Genomic DNA, 16,008 nt, shown 5'->3' on the forward strand with positions numbered 1-16,008 from the left:
ATTTTAAAATATTTAAAAATGGCAATCCAAGTAAAAGTACCTACTGTAGGCGAGTCGATTACAGAAGTAACCATCGCCAACTGGCTTAAGAAGGATGGCGATGTTGTGAAGATGGACGAGATCATTGCTGAGTTGGAATCAGACAAAGCAACTTTTGAATTAACGGCTCCGCAAGCAGGCACATTAAAATTAGTAAAACAGCAAGGTGATGTTGTACCCATTGGCGAGTTGATTTGTGAGATAGCAGATGGAGGAACTGCTGCAGCACCTGCACCTAAAGCAGAAAGTGCTTCTGCACCAGCCGCACCTCAAGCAACATCCTCAGCAGCAGCTACGCCAAAAGCAACTGGTGCAATAAAGGAGATGAAAGTGCCTGCTGTAGGTGAATCGATTACTGAAGTAACCATTTCAACATGGTTAAAGAAGGATGGCGATTTTGTAAAACTAGATGAAATTATTGCTGAAGTAGAATCAGATAAAGCAACTTTTGAATTACCTGCAGAAGCAAATGGTATTTTAAAAATTGTTGCAAAAGAAAAAGAGACATTACCCATTGGTGGTTTGATCTGTAAGATTGAGGTAATGGAAGGTGCTCCAGCGGAAGCACCTAAAGCTACAGGAGGAGCTGCACCTGCTCCACAAGCTGTTACTAGCGGCAGTAGTTACGCAGCTGGTCATGCATCACCTGCAGCGGCTAAGTTATTAGACGAAAAAGGTATTGCTTCAGGCAACGTACAGGGTACTGGTGTTGGAGGACGCATAACCAAAGAAGATGCCATGAAGGCGCAACAAGCAGCTCCGGCATCAGCAAGTAAGCCTGCTGCACCAGCCTCAGCTCCAGTAATAACAGGAGGAGGTAGCAGAGATAAGCGCTCAGAGAAAATGACTTCATTGCGCAAAACAATTGCTAAACGTCTTGTATCTGTAAAAAATGAAACAGCCATGCTTACTACTTTTAATGAAGTAGACATGAAGCCTGTGATGGAGTTGCGTTCAAAGTATAAAGATAAGTTTAAAGAAAAATACGGTGTTGGTTTAGGCTTTATGTCTTTCTTCACAACAGCAGTTTGTATTGCGTTGAAAGAATGGCCAGCTGTTAATGCACAAATCAATGGTGAAGAGATTGTGTATCATAACTATTGTGATGTAGCTATAGCCGTATCTACACCGCGAGGTTTAGTTGTGCCTGTTATTCGCAATGCAGAATCGTTATCATTCGATCAGATTGAGAACGAAGTAATTCGTTTGGCTACTAAAGGCAGAGATGGAAAATTATCAATTGAAGAAATGCAAGGCGGCACTTTTACCATTACAAATGGTGGTGTGTTTGGTTCAATGCTTTCTACACCTATTATAAATGCACCGCAATCGGCCATTTTAGGGATGCACAATATTGTTGAGCGACCAGTAGTGAAAAATGGAGAAATTGTAATTCGCCCGATTATGTACCTGGCATTATCATATGATCACCGCATTGTTGATGGTCGTGAGTCGGTTAGCTTCCTGGTGCGTGTGAAAGAATTACTTGAAGATCCGGGAAGATTGATTTTGGGAGTTTAAGACAACAACCCTTTTTGAAGATAGAGAATTTGAAATTTGATATTTGGAACTAGAAATTTAATTAGTGATGCAATACAACGTAGTAGTTATCGGCTCAGGCCCTGGTGGATATGTAGCAGCCATTCGTTGCGCTCAACTGGGAATGAAAGTAGCCATCGTTGAAAAATACAATACTTTAGGTGGAACCTGTTTAAATGTAGGATGTATACCATCCAAAGCATTACTGGACTCATCTGAGCATTTTCACAATGCTGCGCATACTTTTAAAGAACACGGCATTGATATCAATGCACCCAAGGTTAACATTGGGCAAATGATTAAACGCAAAGGCGATGTTGTAAAAGCTAATGTTGATGGTATTGCCTATCTAATGAAAAAGAACAAGATTGATGTTCACACAGGTGTAGGCTCTTTTGTTGATAAGAATACAATTAAAGTTACTAACGATGGTAAGGAAACAACCCTTACCGCAGAAAAAGTAATTATCGCAACGGGTTCTAAACCTACACCACTTCCTTTCGCAGCTTTCGATAAAAAGAAAATTATCTCCAGCACTGAGGCACTTGAATTAAAAGAAGTGCCCAAGCACATGATTGTAATTGGTGGCGGTGTAATCGGTATGGAATTAGGTTCTGTATATGCACGTATCGGTGCTAAAGTTACGGTAGTTGAATTTTTGGATAGCTTAATTCCAACCATGGATGGGACCATGGGTAAGGAATTGCAAAAAGCAACCAAGAAGTTGGGCATGGATTTTTACCTCGGCCATAAAGTGACAGCAGTAGAAAACAAAGGCAAAGAAGTAATTGTAAAAGCAGAACCAAAAAATGGTGGAGCAGCAATTGAATTGAAGGGAGATTATTGTTTAGTAAGTATTGGTCGTAGACCCTATACGGATGGCTTGGGATTGGAGAAGGTAGGTATAGAATTAGACAAAGGTAAAATTCCAGTTGACGATCATTTAAAAACTAAGGTAGATAACATTTATGCCATTGGTGATGTAGTGCGTGGCGCTATGTTAGCACACAAGGCTGAAGAAGAAGGCGTAATGGTAGCAGAACAAATGGCAGGACAGAAGCCACACATTAATTATAATTTAATTCCTGGCGTTGTATACACCTGGCCTGAAGTGGCGAGTGTAGGTTACACTGAAGAACAATTAAAAGAACAAGGTCGTGCATACAAAACTGGAAGCTTCCCTTACAAGGCTTTAGGGCGTGCGCGTGCGAGTATGGACTTAGATGGTTTAGTAAAAATACTAGCGGATAAGACTACAGATGAAATTTTAGGTATTCATATCATTGGTGCAAGAGCCGCGGATATGATTGCGGCCGGAGTGGTTGCCATGGAGTACCGCGCTTCAGCTGAAGATGTTTCGAGAATGAGTCATGCACACCCGACTTACATGGAAGCTGTGAAGGAAGCTTGCTTAGCAGCAACAGCCAACAGACCACTTCATATGTAAACAAACATTTTCTGTTTTGCCACGGATTTCGCTGATGAACACAGATTTTGATGGGGACTTCCCTTTGAAAGAAGAGACTTATCGAATCATTGGTATCTGTATGGAAGTTCACAGGGTATTAGGACATGGCTTCTCGGAGATTGTCTACAAAGATGCTATGGAGCTGGAGATAAAAACGAAGAATATTTTCTTTGAGAGAGAGAAGGAATTTCTGATTGATTATAAAGGCACCATTCTGAATCACATTTTTTTCGCAGGTTTTATTATTGAATCTAATATTATAGTAGAAGTCAAGGCTGCAGAAGGAGGAATGCCGGATGCAAACATTGCCCAGACAATTAACTACCTAAAAGCTTCGGATGCAAGGTTGGTTTGTTGATTAATTTTGGAAGGAGAAAATTGGAATACAAGCGCTTGATTTATTGATTAAAATTTAAAATGCTCACAGTGATTACCAAATAAAATCATCTGTGAGCATTCGTGTTATCTGTGGCAAAAAACTATTATTCCTTAAACTTTGCGCAGATAATAATTAACAGAACTACGCATTAGCACCACAAGAACTAAGGGCATTAAATCAAGATTTAGTTGCTGAGGTAAAAAAAACCAGAACAATATTGAGATAGACAGTATAACATCGTAAATACGGAAGTATTTAATCAACCACCCTCTATCTTTAAATAAAGCAAAAGCCACCACCAAGTGAAGAGGAAAAGCCCAAAGCAAATTAAAGTTTACAGCTGCTGCCTTGTGATCTGTAAAGAACCACAAAAAGAAAAGTAAGCAACCTACCAAACCAAGTATTCCAAAGAGCAAAGCATCAAACCATTTGCTTAATTTTTTTCTTCTGAAGTCCCAGATACTTAATGCTAAAACTAAAATTGCAAACACTATAAAAACGATAAGCGGATGAAACAGGCTTGACTTTGTTTCTTCCTCACGACTTTCGTAAATGCTTATTGTTTCACTAACTAAGGGCACAGAGCCAATAGTAGCGTGGTTAAAACCTGACTCTATATAGTCTGGTAAAAACATATATTCATCAGGACTAGCTTTTTTATCCATCGGTAAACCCAGACAAATATCAATACCTAAATCTCCCCAGGGCTGTTGTGCTAAATAGATATCTGTTAAATCTCTGATAGAATAATCAGTCTGCACATAAGAACCATCAAACTTTACGCTATCGCCAAAAACAGTAAGCATTACATCCCTAACCTTAGTAGCGCAGTTGTTATAGAAATAATCGTAACGGTAGTTTTGATTTTCGGGTAAGCTATTCCATTGCAGGTAGTCGAACAGTTTTTGTTTTTGCGCTTGACTCAGGTTTAGTTTTTGTGCGTGTATATATCGGTTGTGATAAATATAATAATCCCTGAAACGCTCATAGTCGTGTACTCCGAGTTTATAATAGAGGTAGCCGCGAGCAAAATTCAGGTAAAAGTTAGGTTGATCGAAATCGAACACTCCCCAGTTATAAATATCGTCTAGACCCTCCGTTGTATCAACAACCCTTATGGCGCTGTGTCCAAAGGCAGAATAAAGTTCACCCTGGTAAGGACCTAGTGTTAAAACATAGATTTCTGCGTTTTCGGATAATTTTTCCTGAGCCCGCAGATTATGCGTCACGCATAAGAAGGCCACTAAGGCAAAGAAATGGATAACTGTTTTAGGCATAGGAGTAATAATGTAATCTTAAAATTAAGGTGATTTACTGGATTTACCCCGCCAAATATTATGTAACCTATTTGGTGGTATGTTTTGGTTATTGAATGCAAACGTTGCCAGATTCAGAATAAAATTTTTGATATTTACTTAATCTTAAACTAAAAACAATTTAATATGAAGAAAATTGTACTAATGTTAATTCTCGCAAGCCTGTGTGCACTAACCAGCATATATGCACAGGAGCGAAGAATTTCAGGGAAGGTCACTTCAGCAGAGGATGGTACCGCTTTGCCAGGTGTAAACGTTGTTGTAAAAGGTACTGGAGCGGGAACAGTTACAGATGCAGAAGGGAACTTCGTTCTTCCTGTTACAGGCTCAGCGCAATACTTGATCTTTTCATTTATTGGGTTACAAACTCAGGAAGTTGCTATTGGTGATCAATCTGTAATTAACGTATCACTTTCTCTAGATGTAACACAACTCTCAGAGATTGTTGTTTCAGGCTTAGCTACCTCTGTTAAGAGATCAAATCTTGCTAATGCGGTAGGAACTGTTTCGGGTGATGAGCTAGCTGGTCGGACGGCAATTCAAACACTCGATGGCGGTTTACAGGGCAAAGTAACGGGCGCACAGATACTATCAAATTCAGGTGCACCTGGTGGCGGAATTTCAATTAAGTTGCGTGGTATTACCACAATAACTGGATCTTCTGAACCACTTTATATTGTTGATGGTGTTTATATGGATAACTCCGTTAATCAACCTGGTACAAACTCAGTAACTGGAGCAGCAGGTGGAGGAGCAGCCACTTCGAATCAAGATAATGGAGCAAATCGTATGGCAGATTTGGATCCAAATGATATAGCTAACATAGAAATTTTAAAAGGTGCTTCTGCTTCTGCTATTTACGGATCGCGGGCTAATGCAGGTGTTATACTAATAACCACAAAAAGAGGTTCAACTGGAAAGACAAACATTAGTTTTGGGCAGGATATAGGTGTAGCTAGCATACTCAATCCACTTGGAGTTCGCCCCTTTACATCATCTAGCGTGTTGGCAGATTTTGGGGCAGCAGCACAAGCTCAATACAATGCAGCAGCTACGGCAGGTAAATTGTATAATTACGAAGACGAAATGTATGGAGAAAAGGGTTTACTGCTTAACTCAAGGCTAACTTTGGCAGGAGGCAGCGATAAAACAAAATTCTTTATTGCAGGGAGTACAAAAGATGAAGAAGGTATTATTAAAAATACTGGTTTTACACGTCAGTCTGTCCGTGCAAATATAGATCACAAAGTATCAGATTTATTAGATGTGAATATCTCTACTAATTATATTCGCTCAACCACTAATCGTGGAGTAACAAATAACGATAATGCAGGGGTGTCGTATGGAGTTGCTCTTTCAGCCACATTACCGTGGCATGAGCTTCATCCAAATGCTCAAGGCATTTTCCGAATCACCCAGCCAACCCGTCAAACCCATTACAAACACGTGACAAATCCAGTGTAGGTGATGTGACAAATCGTTTTGTTATCGGGAGTGGCGCGAATTTTAATTTAATACGTAAAAGCAACTCCTTTCTTAAATTAAAATTAACAGGCGGAATAGATTACTATAACAATGAATCTACCCTATATTTCCCAGAATACTTGCAGTTTACAGTTGGCAGGCAGGATGGATTATACTCCAGGGGTAATAATGTAACTTTCAATACAAATGCTTCAGCTTTTTTAATCTACAATACTTCCTTTAATCAGATTGACTTAACCTCATCAGTGGGAGTAAATCGTTTAGATCAAAGCAGAGAGCTTTTAACAACACAGGTTCAACAGTTAGTTTCAGGTCAGGCAAATCTTCAGCAAGGTGGAGCACTTAGTGTATTTAATAGGAAGTTGGATACACAAGATATTGGCTATGCTGCACAGCAGGAAGCAAATTGGCAAGATAAAATTATTGGAACCGCAAGTATTCGTTTAGATAAATCTTCTTTAAACGGTGATCCTAACAAGCTTTTTGCCTATCCAAAATTCTCGTTAGCAGCTAACCTAGCTAATTTTGAATTCTGGAATGTTGAATCAATAAATCAATTAAAATTAAGAGCTGCCTATGGTGAGGCTGGGGGTGTTCCTAATCCGAACCCGGTAACCCTTGCTCAATCAAAATTTACAATTTTGGGAGCTACCAATACTGGTGGCAACACAGGTTCTGTTATAGGAGCAATTCAGGGAGATCCTAATATTCAACCTGAACGTTCTAAAGAATTGGAACTTGGTTTTGATATTGGGTTGTTGAATAGTCGAATCAACCTTGAAGCAACCTACTATAATAAAACAGTTGAGGACTTGATTTTGCAGGCTTCTTTGCCTCCATCTTCGGGTTTTACTAACCTTGTTACAAATTTAGGAGAACTTAAAAATACAGGAGTGGAGTTAGCTTTAAATGCTAATGTTGTGAACACCGATAAGGTAAAATGGAGTACCAACTTAAATTGGTGGAAGAATGTCTCTGAACTTACAAGATTGGATGTTCCTGCATTTAATCCAGCTGGAGGAGGATTTGGAACGGGTCTTGGTACTGTTAGATTAGAACAAGGCAAATCATTGACACAAATAGTAGGAACCAAAGGCTCAGCTACGGTACAAGAGTTGGGTAACACAGCACCTGATTGGGAAATGTCATGGAATAACTCTGTTACTTTTTTGAAAAATTTTAGTTTCTCGATGTTGTGGCATTGGAAAAAGGGCGGTGAGAACATTAATCTTACTGGTCTCCTAACTGACTTTGGCGGATCTTCTTATAATTATGATCAAATAATATCTACTGGTGAACGCTTAGGTGATGCAAGGATTGCTGCATTTTTTAGTGGGCAAAACGCTGCTCTATATGTTGAAAATTCTGAATACATTAAACTAAGAGAGATCTCATTATATTATTCAGTGCCAAAAACTGTTCTTACTTCAATGTTTAAAGATGCAATTCAACGTGTCAGAATTGGTGTGTCAGGTAATAACCTTTTATTATTCAGTGACTACTCCAGCTATGATCCTGAAGTTTCAAACTTTGGAAGTGGAGGAGTACTGGGTGGTGTAGAAGTAACTCCATTCCCAAATTCGAAAAGAATGTTCTTTCACATAGAGGTTGGATTTTAACTCCTTAATGCAAAACATTATGAAAAATACTAAAACATATTTTATCCTTACAATTACAGTTCTACTCTCACTTTTTTCTTGTGAGATTGAAGAGACTGTTGATCCTAATCAACCAAGTGCGGATGGCGTACTTAAAAATGCAACCATTGGTCAGCTAAATGAACTTGTAACAGGAATATTGGCTTCTACGAGTTCTGGTCTTGGTGTTTACTATGAAGTAGCAGGTGTAGTAGGAAGGGATGTATATCGATTTGACACCGCTGATCCCCGTTATGTTGGTGATTTGATGGGCACTGGTAATCTGGATAATAGCGCTTTTTATACAAATACCAGCTATGCACAACGTTATGCAACCATCAAGACAGCTAATATCTTAATTGAAGCATGCCAAAACACGCCTGTGCTAACTGCTGAACAAGTAGAAGGCTATTTGGGATTTGCTAATACGCTAAAAGCTTTTGAATTGCTAAACGTTCTTAACCAGCAATATGACAATGGTATCAGAATTGAAGTGGCAGACCCACTAAATCTGGGACCATTTACAGCAAATGCAGCGGAGGCACTTGCTCAAATCGCAACAATTTTTTCTGAAGCCGCAGTTCATAATGCTGCTGCAGGAAACTCATTTGCATTTGATCTAACATCTGGTTTTGAAACAGAAGCCGATGCAGATAGCTTTACTATACCTGCTAATTTTGGAAAATTCATCAAAGCACTTCAGGCACGTGTAGAACTTTACAGAGGGAATTTTGCTCAAGCATTAACTTTCGTAAATCAATCATTTATCGATGAATCCGGCAATTTTAACCTTGGAGTCTATAGGGTATTTGCTAATGCTTCTGGAGATAGAGTAAATCCTTTATTCTTTCCACAAAACACAAATGGTACAACACGTTTAGCACATCCTACATGGTTAACTGATGCTATTCCTGGTGACTTGCGATTAAGCAAAGCCACTATCAGAAACGAAGTAGCTGAAACTGCTGATTTAGTTGCAACACACGATGCTTTTCGGTACACTTCAAACACTAGTCCAATTGCGATTATTAGAAATGAAGAGTTATTACTGATTAAAGCTGAAGCACTAATCCAAACAAATCAATTTGCCGATGCTAAAACTATCATAGATCTGATTCGTGTTGATGTTGGAGGGATTGGTGTATATACAGGTCCCCTGGCTTCTCCAGAAATGATTGATGAATTACTTTTTCAAAGAAGATATTCTCTTTGGGATGAAGGACATCGTTGGATTGATATGAGACGGTATAATAGATTGGATGAACTTACCATTGACAGGCCAGGTGATTCGGTCATTCCTCAGTTACCGAGACCATTTAATGAAATTGGTGTTCAAGGCGGTTAGACCTTAGCTTAATTATAACAAAAGGGAAGGCTTTAAATAGGCCTTCCTTTTTTATTGTAATTCTACCTATTAACTCCCCCTGTTCTTCCTATCTTGCATAATGTTTTCTCTTTTGAAAGATAAATTAAATATTATAGGAAGAACTTCATTGAGTAGAACCTTAAATGCACTAAGTGGATTTGTCAGCTATCAAGTTTCAAAAAAAAGTAAATATATTAAGCGCCCTGGTCTTCCCATCTCCATTTCCATTGAACCTACTACAAGTTGTAACTTAAGATGTCCCGAATGCCCAAGTGGTCTGCGCTCGTTCACCAGACCAACCGGTATGTTGCAGCAGGATTTATTTAAAAATGTAATCGATCAACTTGCGCCCACACTCAGCTATCTTACTTTTTATTTTCAGGGAGAACCTTATTTGCATCCGCAATTTCTGCCAATGGTTAAGTATGCTTCTGATAAAGGAATATATACGGCCACTTCTACTAATGCGCACTATTTAAAAGATGAAGCAGCACAACAAACTGTGGAGTCAGGATTAGACAGACTCATCATTTCTATTGACGGCACCTCACAAGATACTTATCAATCGTACAGAGTGGGCGGTGACTTAAGCAAAGTAATCGAAGGCACTAAAAATATTATTGCTTGGAAGCGAAAATTAAAATCTAAAACACCTCATGTTATTTTTCAATTTTTGGTGGTGAAACCTAACGAACATCAAATACCTGAGGTGTATAAACTAGCAAAGGAATTAGGTGTTGACGAAGTAAAACTTAAAACAGCTCAGATCTACGATTATGAAAATGGTTCGGAGTTAATACCCACACAAGATAAATACTCACGTTATAAATTGAATGCTTCCGGAAAATACAGTATTAAAAATAGTCTGGAGAATAACTGCTGGAAGATGTGGCAGAGTTGTGTAATTACCTGGGACGGAAAAGTATTGCCTTGCTGTTTTGATAAAGATGCTCAATATGTAATGGGTGATCTTACCAAGAATTCATTCGAGGAGATTTGGTTTGGTGAAAAGTATCAGCAATTTAGAAACACACTTTTTAAGTCTCGTAGCGAAATTGAAATGTGCAAGAATTGCACTGAAGGCACCAAAGTATGGGCATAAGTAATCTAATCAATTTAGAAGACTCATTTCTTAATTAACAAAGTTTAACAAAAATCACTCACGCTAAATACCTCATAAGCCGATCAACAATTGTTTTGTCTAGGTCTGCATCGTAATTTGTATTCATAATATCAGTAGGATTTTTGATGAGATGATCTTCAAAATAAATCTTACCTGAGATCAACTCCTTCTTATCTTCTTTCAATTGCTAAACAGTCATAATATGAAAATGAAAATGCTATTGATCGCACTTATATCATTGTCAGCTTGCCAAAAACCAAGTCAGCAGGCAGATAAGATTGTTTCAGAGGATGATGTCAAAACTTTAAAAGACCTGAAGCAGGTGGAATGGCCTAAAGCTTATGCTCAACACGACACAATTCTTTTAAATAGAATTTTAGCGGACGATTTTCTTTTAATTGATGCTGATGGAAACTGGTTTACAAAACAGGATGAATTGGATTGGATTAAAACCAACGCAACACAAAATGATTCTTTCTATTACGAAATAAAGAGACTCGATATTCTGGCCAACGGCACAGCTATTGTTTGTGACACCGGACATATATGGAAGGATTCTGTTTTATCTACTTATCAGTCTAGCAACATTTTGATTAAACAAGATTCCATTTGGAAGGCTGTACAATCGCATGTTTCAGGAGTAAAAGGTTAATCAGTGCCGCTATAGCAGCGCTGATTAATCTTAAGAACCTTGTATTACTTCAATTTCAGTTCTTCTGTTTATTTCACGACCTTCCATTTCATCATCGTTAGAAACTAGTGGTCTTTCCTCACCAAAACCAACTGCAGTAAGTCTTTCCTGATCAATGCCATTACTTACCAGATAAGTAACAACAGCCTGTGCTCTTTTTAACGAAAGTTGTTTATTCAGTGCATCATCACCGGCACTATCGGTATGGCCGTTCACCTGTAAACGCAAGTTTGGATTTTTAGTGAGTAAAGTTAAAATGCGTTCCATCTCTCCAATAGATTCTTTTTTCAAATCAGCTTTACCACTATCGAAGAATACATTTTTCAAAACTACTTTGGAGCCAGTTTCTGCTTTGGCCATTAAAATGTGTGTGTCAATTTCCTGATACTCCGAAAAAGTGGGCACTTCAAAATTCATAGAGTTAAATAGATATCCATCTACAGAAGTATTTATACCATAATTACCACCATGAGGAATATCAATAGAAAATTGTCCGGTTGCCGGATTTGAGTATACGCGCGAAATAATTGTATTTGTTGCGTTATCTATAAGTACTACTTGTGCTTTTAAAGGAATGGAAGATTGCGCATCGATAACCGTTCCTTTCAAAGCAGTGGCAATACCCAGGTCTTTCTGTAAACTAATCAGCGGATCAACGAATTCATCGGACGCTGGTTGTTGAGTTGTCTCAACTTCTTCAGGTTCTGGTTCAGTCTCAACCTGTACTACGGGCTCCGGTTCAAGGAAAGTAACCATGCATAAATCAGTTCGCCCACTTCCTTCTTGTCGCACGGAAGCATAGTAACCTCTTTTCTTATCTTCCGTCAGGTGAAAGAAATTTTCATATTCAGCGGTGTTAACCGGGTAACCAAGATTTTCCGGTTTTTGCCATTTCCCGTTTATACTGCTGGATTTAAATATGTCGTAGCTTCCTAAACCCGGATGTGTATCAGAGCCAAAGTAGATAGTACTATCATTATGTAAAAATGGCGCATCTTCGTTACCAGGTGTATTTATTTCGGGGCCTAAGTTTATAGCATTGGTCCACTCACCATGTTTATCTTTTTCCACCATGTAAATGTCAAGCCCACCATAGCCATCAGGACGATCACTGGCAAAGTAAAATTTATTTCCATCAGGTGTAAAGCATCCCGATGTTTCGTTACTCATAGGACCGTTAATGATATTTCCCATACTCACAGGCTTCGACCAATTAACGCCATCATAATCGGATCGGTATAAATCGCCATTACCCTCACCATAATAAACTATTAACGTTTTGCCATCGCGTGTAAGTGAGGCGGCAGCATCATGAAATTGATTATTAATATTGCTGCTGATTTTTTGAGGCACAGTCCATACTCCATCTTTTAATTCAGAAATGAAAATCTCCTCAAATAAGGTTTTAGTACGTCTGTCAAAAAAACTGGAGTCACGAGCAGAAGTAAATATAAGTTTGTCTTCGCTGGCATTGAGTAGCGGTCCATAATCATCATAAGGAGAATTTACCGGCCAGTCCATTACTTTCACAATGGCTGACACTGCTGTATTCATGAGAGAGTCCGCACGTTTACACTCTTCTATTTTATGATCGCAGATAGGCCCCATTCGCTTATTGCGCTCTTTATAAAGTTCAAAATGTTTTTGTGCTTTTTTAAAATGAAAGTTCAGCTGATTAGACATGCCCAGATAATAGTGAATATCAGGGTCAACTTGTTGATCTAGTTTATAAGCCCTTTCAAGGTGTTGGAGTGACTGAAATTTTGGCGAGCTGGATAAAAAAGTAAGGCCAATTTTTAACTGAATTTTGGCATCATTAGGGTCTATTTTTTCGGCCGCTTCAAATGCAGCACGCGCCTTTACAAACTCCTGACGTGAATATAATTTATCCCCCTGATCAACCAATTTTTTGGTTGCCTGGCCAAATAACAGGGATGTAGAGCAGCAAAGGGCTACTATAAGTACTTTGCAATATTTCATAGAGGTTAGGTCACCGTAAATCTATTAAAAATCAGCTGACTGATAATAAACATACTCGAGTTTAATAAGTTTTGGGTGTAAAAATAGGGCCAGAAACTCGATAATTGCTCGCTTGCCTGTATTGAATACGCGGTGTGGCTAAAATTTGCTCCTTCAGTTTATGGTCACCTGCTACAGTATCAAAGTAGCCTGTGTACCGACCCCGGTGTTCGAATGCACAAAAAGCTCGCCTCCATGTAACAACACTACTTGCCGTGAGAGCGAAAGACCGATACCGGAACCATTTATTTTAGTGGTAAAAAAGGGCACAAAGATTTTATCCAGGTGGACTGCATCAATTCCTTTGCCGTTATCTTCTATGCTAATGGTTATTCGCTCATTTGTTTTATGCAGTGCAATTGTAATTTTTCCATTATCAACACCTTCTAGGGCATCCATTGCATTTCTAAAGATATTCATAATTACCTGCTGCATAAGCGAGGCATCTAATAAGGCTAATGCTGGCCTGAGATCTTGCACCAGGTGAATATTAAGCTTCTTGAATTCAGGTTCGAGGAGGTGTATAATCTGAATAAGAAATTCGTAGACATTTACTTGTTGAAATTTCGGTGAAGGAATTTGGGTGAGCTCGCGATAGCGCTTAGTAAAATTTAAGAGGCCTTCACTCCTAATATTGATGGCTTCTAGCCCGCTGTTTAAAGTTTTCCAGTCTTCCTTTGTATCATCCGAGTTGCGTTGCGTAATAGTGTGCAGCGAGTTACTCAGCGATAAGATGGGCGAAATGGAATTCATGATTTCGTGTGTGAGGACTTTAATGAGTCGTTGCCAGGCCTCCATTTCGGTTGTACTTAATTCATTAGAAATATTCTGTGCTGAGATGAGTGTGTGAGATTGATCATCTAACTTAAATACTGTAGCGTATAGGGATAAGGTTATTATTTGCTGAGTACTTTGCAATTTAAGAAGTTTCTTTTCTCCGGCTTTCAGATTTAGTATTGCCTCTGATAAGATCTTATTTTTAATCTCCAACTGTTTAATTGAACTAATACTGTTTAAGCCTGCAAACTTCAGAAAAGCTTGGTTGGCCATCGTAACATTTCCTTTTTCATCGTAACTGATAATGCCAAAGGAGATGTGTTCTATAATCGATTCAACAAATCGCTGCTTAATTTCTTTTTCACTGTTGATTTTGCTGAAGAGGGTATTTAATCTGTTTAGCGATGCGTACAAGCTCCGGAAAGTACTGTCCGCTTTTTCTTCTGTAAAATGAATACTGAAATCCCTTTCCTCAATACTCTGAAAAAGTGTAGTAATATTTTTGGTGAAACGTGAAATGAAATTGATAAGCTCAATAACCTGAATGACTACGATAATACCTGCATAAAATGCGCGAAGGTATAACTGATCTATAATACAATAACTGAATACGCATAAACTCAGGGTGAGTAAGATTATGCGCAGTACTATTTTAAAATAGAAATTTTTAGATAGCATAGCGTTCCATTCTTCTATACATAGCACCACGCGACAACCCCAGCTCTTGTGCGGCATGACTGATGTTGCCTTTGTGTTTAGCGATGGCTTTTCGTATGGCCCAGGCCTCTAGTTTTTCGAGGTTGAGGTGATCGAAAATTAATTCGCCAGATTGCAGGTGTCGCGAAATACCAAAATCTTCTAAACTAAGCGCCTGATTTTCGCTGAGAATAACAGCCCGCTCTACTGCATGTTGCAGTTCTCTTACATTACCCGGCCAACGGTATTTCTGTAAGGCTGTCATTACTTCTTCAGGTATGTAGCGATCCTCCTTTTGATAATGCTGCGCATTTTTATTTAAAAAATGCATTACTAATAAGGGGATATCTTCCTGCCTTTCTGCCAGTGGAGGAATGCCAATTTCTACTGTATTTATTCTGTAATAAAGATCTTCTCTGAATTTGCCTTCTTTTACCAACCCCTGCAAATTACTATTGGTGGCGCAAACAATGCGAACATCCACAGCTATGGGTTGGTTGGTGCCCAGGCGGGTGATTATTTTATGTTGTAAAACACTTAGTAATTTAGCCTGCAACGATAAGGGTAAATTACCAATCTCATCCAAAAAGAGCGTGCCACCATGTGCAGCTTCAATTCTTCCGATGCGATCTTCTTTGGCATCAGTAAAGGCACCTTTTTTATGTCCGAATAATTCGCTTTCAAAAATACTCTCGCTTAAGGAACCAACATCAACACTGATGAACACATGGCTATTCCGTTTTGAGCATCTGTGAATTTCGCGCGCAATTACTTCTTTGCCTGTACCATTGTCACCAGAAATCAGTACACTCGTATCGGTAGGTGCAATTTTTTCTATTTTATTTTTAATTTGTTCAATTGCTGATGATGAACCAATAAGCGATTGCTGCTGAGTGCTTGTAGTAAGTATTTTCTGTTGCGCAGTAAGCACCTTTACTTTCTGCTTCTCTTCATATAAAATAATGGCGTTTTTAATTGTAGCCAGCAACTTTTCATTTTCCCAAGGCTTTGTTATAAAATCGTGCGCACCTCTTTTCATCGCCTCAACAGCCAACGAAATATCCCCATAGGCAGTGAGTGGTATTACAGGTAAATCTTTATTGAATTCAAGGATGCGCCCCAACCAGAAAAGGCCTTGCGTACTACTAGTGTCTCCCGCACGGAAATTCATGTCAAGCATAACCGCATGAACATTTTCCTTTTCAAGTAACGCCATAATGCGTTCGGGATTTGAAGTGCTGACTACTTCAATTTTATGCTGCTCTAACAGCACTTTTAGCGAGAGTAATACAAACTCATCGTCATCGGCAAGCAATACTTTACCAGGGCTCTTGACCATGATTATTTTTTATTTGTAGATAAACCTACGAAGTCCTTTTGAAATAAGATGAAGAAACTGCCCATTTATGGACAGTATTTTTTCTACGCATGGGCAGTTCGTTGTATTTTTAAGGTAGAAGCTGCGAAATGAGT

12 protein-coding genes are annotated in these 16,008 nt (G+C 38.8%); 8 read left to right on the forward strand and 4 right to left on the reverse strand.

Annotated features, from left to right (window positions below; all coding sequences use genetic code 11):
- Positions 1 to 18: 18 nt before the first annotated feature.
- From odhB to SanaruYs_RS10995, 3 genes are all read left to right on the forward strand, one after another.
- On the forward strand, positions 19 to 1,560 hold the full coding sequence (gene odhB / locus SanaruYs_RS10985; RefSeq protein ID WP_127122616.1) for a 2-oxoglutarate dehydrogenase complex dihydrolipoyllysine-residue succinyltransferase: 1,542 nt from the start codon (positions 19 to 21) through the stop codon (positions 1,558 to 1,560).
- A gap of 67 nt (positions 1,561 to 1,627) precedes the next feature.
- Positions 1,628 to 3,025: a dihydrolipoyl dehydrogenase gene (lpdA, locus tag SanaruYs_RS10990; RefSeq protein WP_127122617.1), complete on the forward strand. Its 1,398-nt coding sequence runs from the start codon at positions 1,628 to 1,630 to the stop codon at positions 3,023 to 3,025.
- 34 nt (positions 3,026 to 3,059) lie between these two features.
- Positions 3,060 to 3,404 (forward strand): GxxExxY protein, encoded by a 345-nt coding sequence (locus tag SanaruYs_RS10995; protein WP_246011895.1) that lies wholly within the window; start codon positions 3,060 to 3,062, stop codon positions 3,402 to 3,404.
- Positions 3,405 to 3,535: 131 nt separating this feature from the next.
- Here the strand turns inward: SanaruYs_RS10995 and SanaruYs_RS11000 are convergent, their stop codons facing one another.
- Complete coding sequence (locus SanaruYs_RS11000; RefSeq protein ID WP_127122618.1) at positions 3,536 to 4,702, reverse strand: lipoprotein N-acyltransferase Lnb domain-containing protein; 1,167 nt, start codon at positions 4,700 to 4,702, stop codon at positions 3,536 to 3,538.
- Positions 4,703 to 4,867: 165 nt separating this feature from the next.
- On the opposite strand from SanaruYs_RS11000, the gene SanaruYs_RS11005 reads away from it, so the two are divergent.
- From SanaruYs_RS11005 to SanaruYs_RS11025, 5 genes are all read left to right on the forward strand, one after another.
- On the forward strand, positions 4,868 to 6,205 hold the full coding sequence (locus SanaruYs_RS11005; protein ID WP_127122619.1) for a carboxypeptidase-like regulatory domain-containing protein: 1,338 nt from the start codon (positions 4,868 to 4,870) through the stop codon (positions 6,203 to 6,205).
- A 5-nt stretch (positions 6,206 to 6,210) separates the two neighbouring features.
- On the forward strand, positions 6,211 to 7,845 hold the full coding sequence (locus SanaruYs_RS11010; RefSeq protein WP_127122620.1) for a TonB-dependent receptor domain-containing protein: 1,635 nt from the start codon (positions 6,211 to 6,213) through the stop codon (positions 7,843 to 7,845).
- Between the two features lie 19 nt (positions 7,846 to 7,864).
- Positions 7,865 to 9,208, forward strand: a complete 1,344-nt coding sequence (locus SanaruYs_RS11015; RefSeq protein WP_160118639.1) for a RagB/SusD family nutrient uptake outer membrane protein — start codon at positions 7,865 to 7,867, stop codon at positions 9,206 to 9,208.
- 100 nt (positions 9,209 to 9,308) lie between these two features.
- Positions 9,309 to 10,331 (forward strand): SPASM domain-containing protein, encoded by a 1,023-nt coding sequence (locus tag SanaruYs_RS11020; protein WP_127122622.1) that lies wholly within the window; start codon positions 9,309 to 9,311, stop codon positions 10,329 to 10,331.
- A 223-nt stretch (positions 10,332 to 10,554) separates the two neighbouring features.
- On the forward strand, positions 10,555 to 11,004 hold the full coding sequence (locus SanaruYs_RS11025; RefSeq protein ID WP_127122623.1) for a nuclear transport factor 2 family protein: 450 nt from the start codon (positions 10,555 to 10,557) through the stop codon (positions 11,002 to 11,004).
- Between the two features lie 30 nt (positions 11,005 to 11,034).
- Here the strand turns inward: SanaruYs_RS11025 and SanaruYs_RS11030 are convergent, their stop codons facing one another.
- The 3 genes from SanaruYs_RS11030 to SanaruYs_RS11040 form a co-directional block, all read right to left on the reverse strand.
- On the reverse strand, positions 11,035 to 13,023 hold the full coding sequence (locus SanaruYs_RS11030; RefSeq protein ID WP_127122624.1) for an OmpA family protein: 1,989 nt from the start codon (positions 13,021 to 13,023) through the stop codon (positions 11,035 to 11,037).
- A 171-nt stretch (positions 13,024 to 13,194) separates the two neighbouring features.
- Positions 13,195 to 14,574, reverse strand: coding sequence for a sensor histidine kinase (locus tag SanaruYs_RS11035; RefSeq protein WP_127122625.1), 1,380 nt, complete (start codon positions 14,572 to 14,574; stop codon positions 13,195 to 13,197).
- Positions 14,507 to 15,874, reverse strand: coding sequence for a sigma-54-dependent transcriptional regulator (locus SanaruYs_RS11040; RefSeq protein ID WP_127122626.1), 1,368 nt, complete (start codon positions 15,872 to 15,874; stop codon positions 14,507 to 14,509). Before SanaruYs_RS11040 ends, SanaruYs_RS11035 begins: the two co-directional genes overlap by 68 nt.
- Positions 15,875 to 16,008: the final 134 nt, after the last annotated feature.

This window comes from Chryseotalea sanaruensis, from assembly GCF_003990915.1.
GTDB lineage: Bacteria > Bacteroidota > Bacteroidia > Cytophagales > Cyclobacteriaceae > Chryseotalea > Chryseotalea sanaruensis.

Excerpts from the sequence above, each read along its gene's own strand:
- SanaruYs_RS11040 (WP_127122626.1), bottom strand. The coding sequence starts at position 15,874 with ATGGTCAAGAGCCCTGGTAAAGTATTGCTTGCCGATGACGATGAGTTT.
- SanaruYs_RS11005 (WP_127122619.1), top strand. The coding sequence starts at position 4,868 with ATGAAGAAAATTGTACTAATGTTAATTCTCGCAAGCCTGTGTGCACTA.
- SanaruYs_RS11000 (WP_127122618.1), bottom strand. The coding sequence starts at position 4,702 with ATGCCTAAAACAGTTATCCATTTCTTTGCCTTAGTGGCCTTCTTATGC.
- SanaruYs_RS11015 (WP_160118639.1), top strand. The coding sequence starts at position 7,865 with ATGAAAAATACTAAAACATATTTTATCCTTACAATTACAGTTCTACTC.
- lpdA (WP_127122617.1), top strand. The coding sequence starts at position 1,628 with ATGCAATACAACGTAGTAGTTATCGGCTCAGGCCCTGGTGGATATGTA.
- odhB (WP_127122616.1), top strand. The coding sequence starts at position 19 with ATGGCAATCCAAGTAAAAGTACCTACTGTAGGCGAGTCGATTACAGAA.
- SanaruYs_RS11025 (WP_127122623.1), top strand. The coding sequence starts at position 10,555 with ATGAAAATGAAAATGCTATTGATCGCACTTATATCATTGTCAGCTTGC.
- SanaruYs_RS11035 (WP_127122625.1), bottom strand. The coding sequence starts at position 14,574 with ATGCCGCACAAGAGCTGGGGTTGTCGCGTGGTGCTATGTATAGAAGAA.
- SanaruYs_RS11030 (WP_127122624.1), bottom strand. The coding sequence starts at position 13,023 with ATGAAATATTGCAAAGTACTTATAGTAGCCCTTTGCTGCTCTACATCC.
- SanaruYs_RS10995 (WP_246011895.1), top strand. The coding sequence starts at position 3,060 with ATGAACACAGATTTTGATGGGGACTTCCCTTTGAAAGAAGAGACTTAT.
- SanaruYs_RS11020 (WP_127122622.1), top strand. The coding sequence starts at position 9,309 with ATGTTTTCTCTTTTGAAAGATAAATTAAATATTATAGGAAGAACTTCA.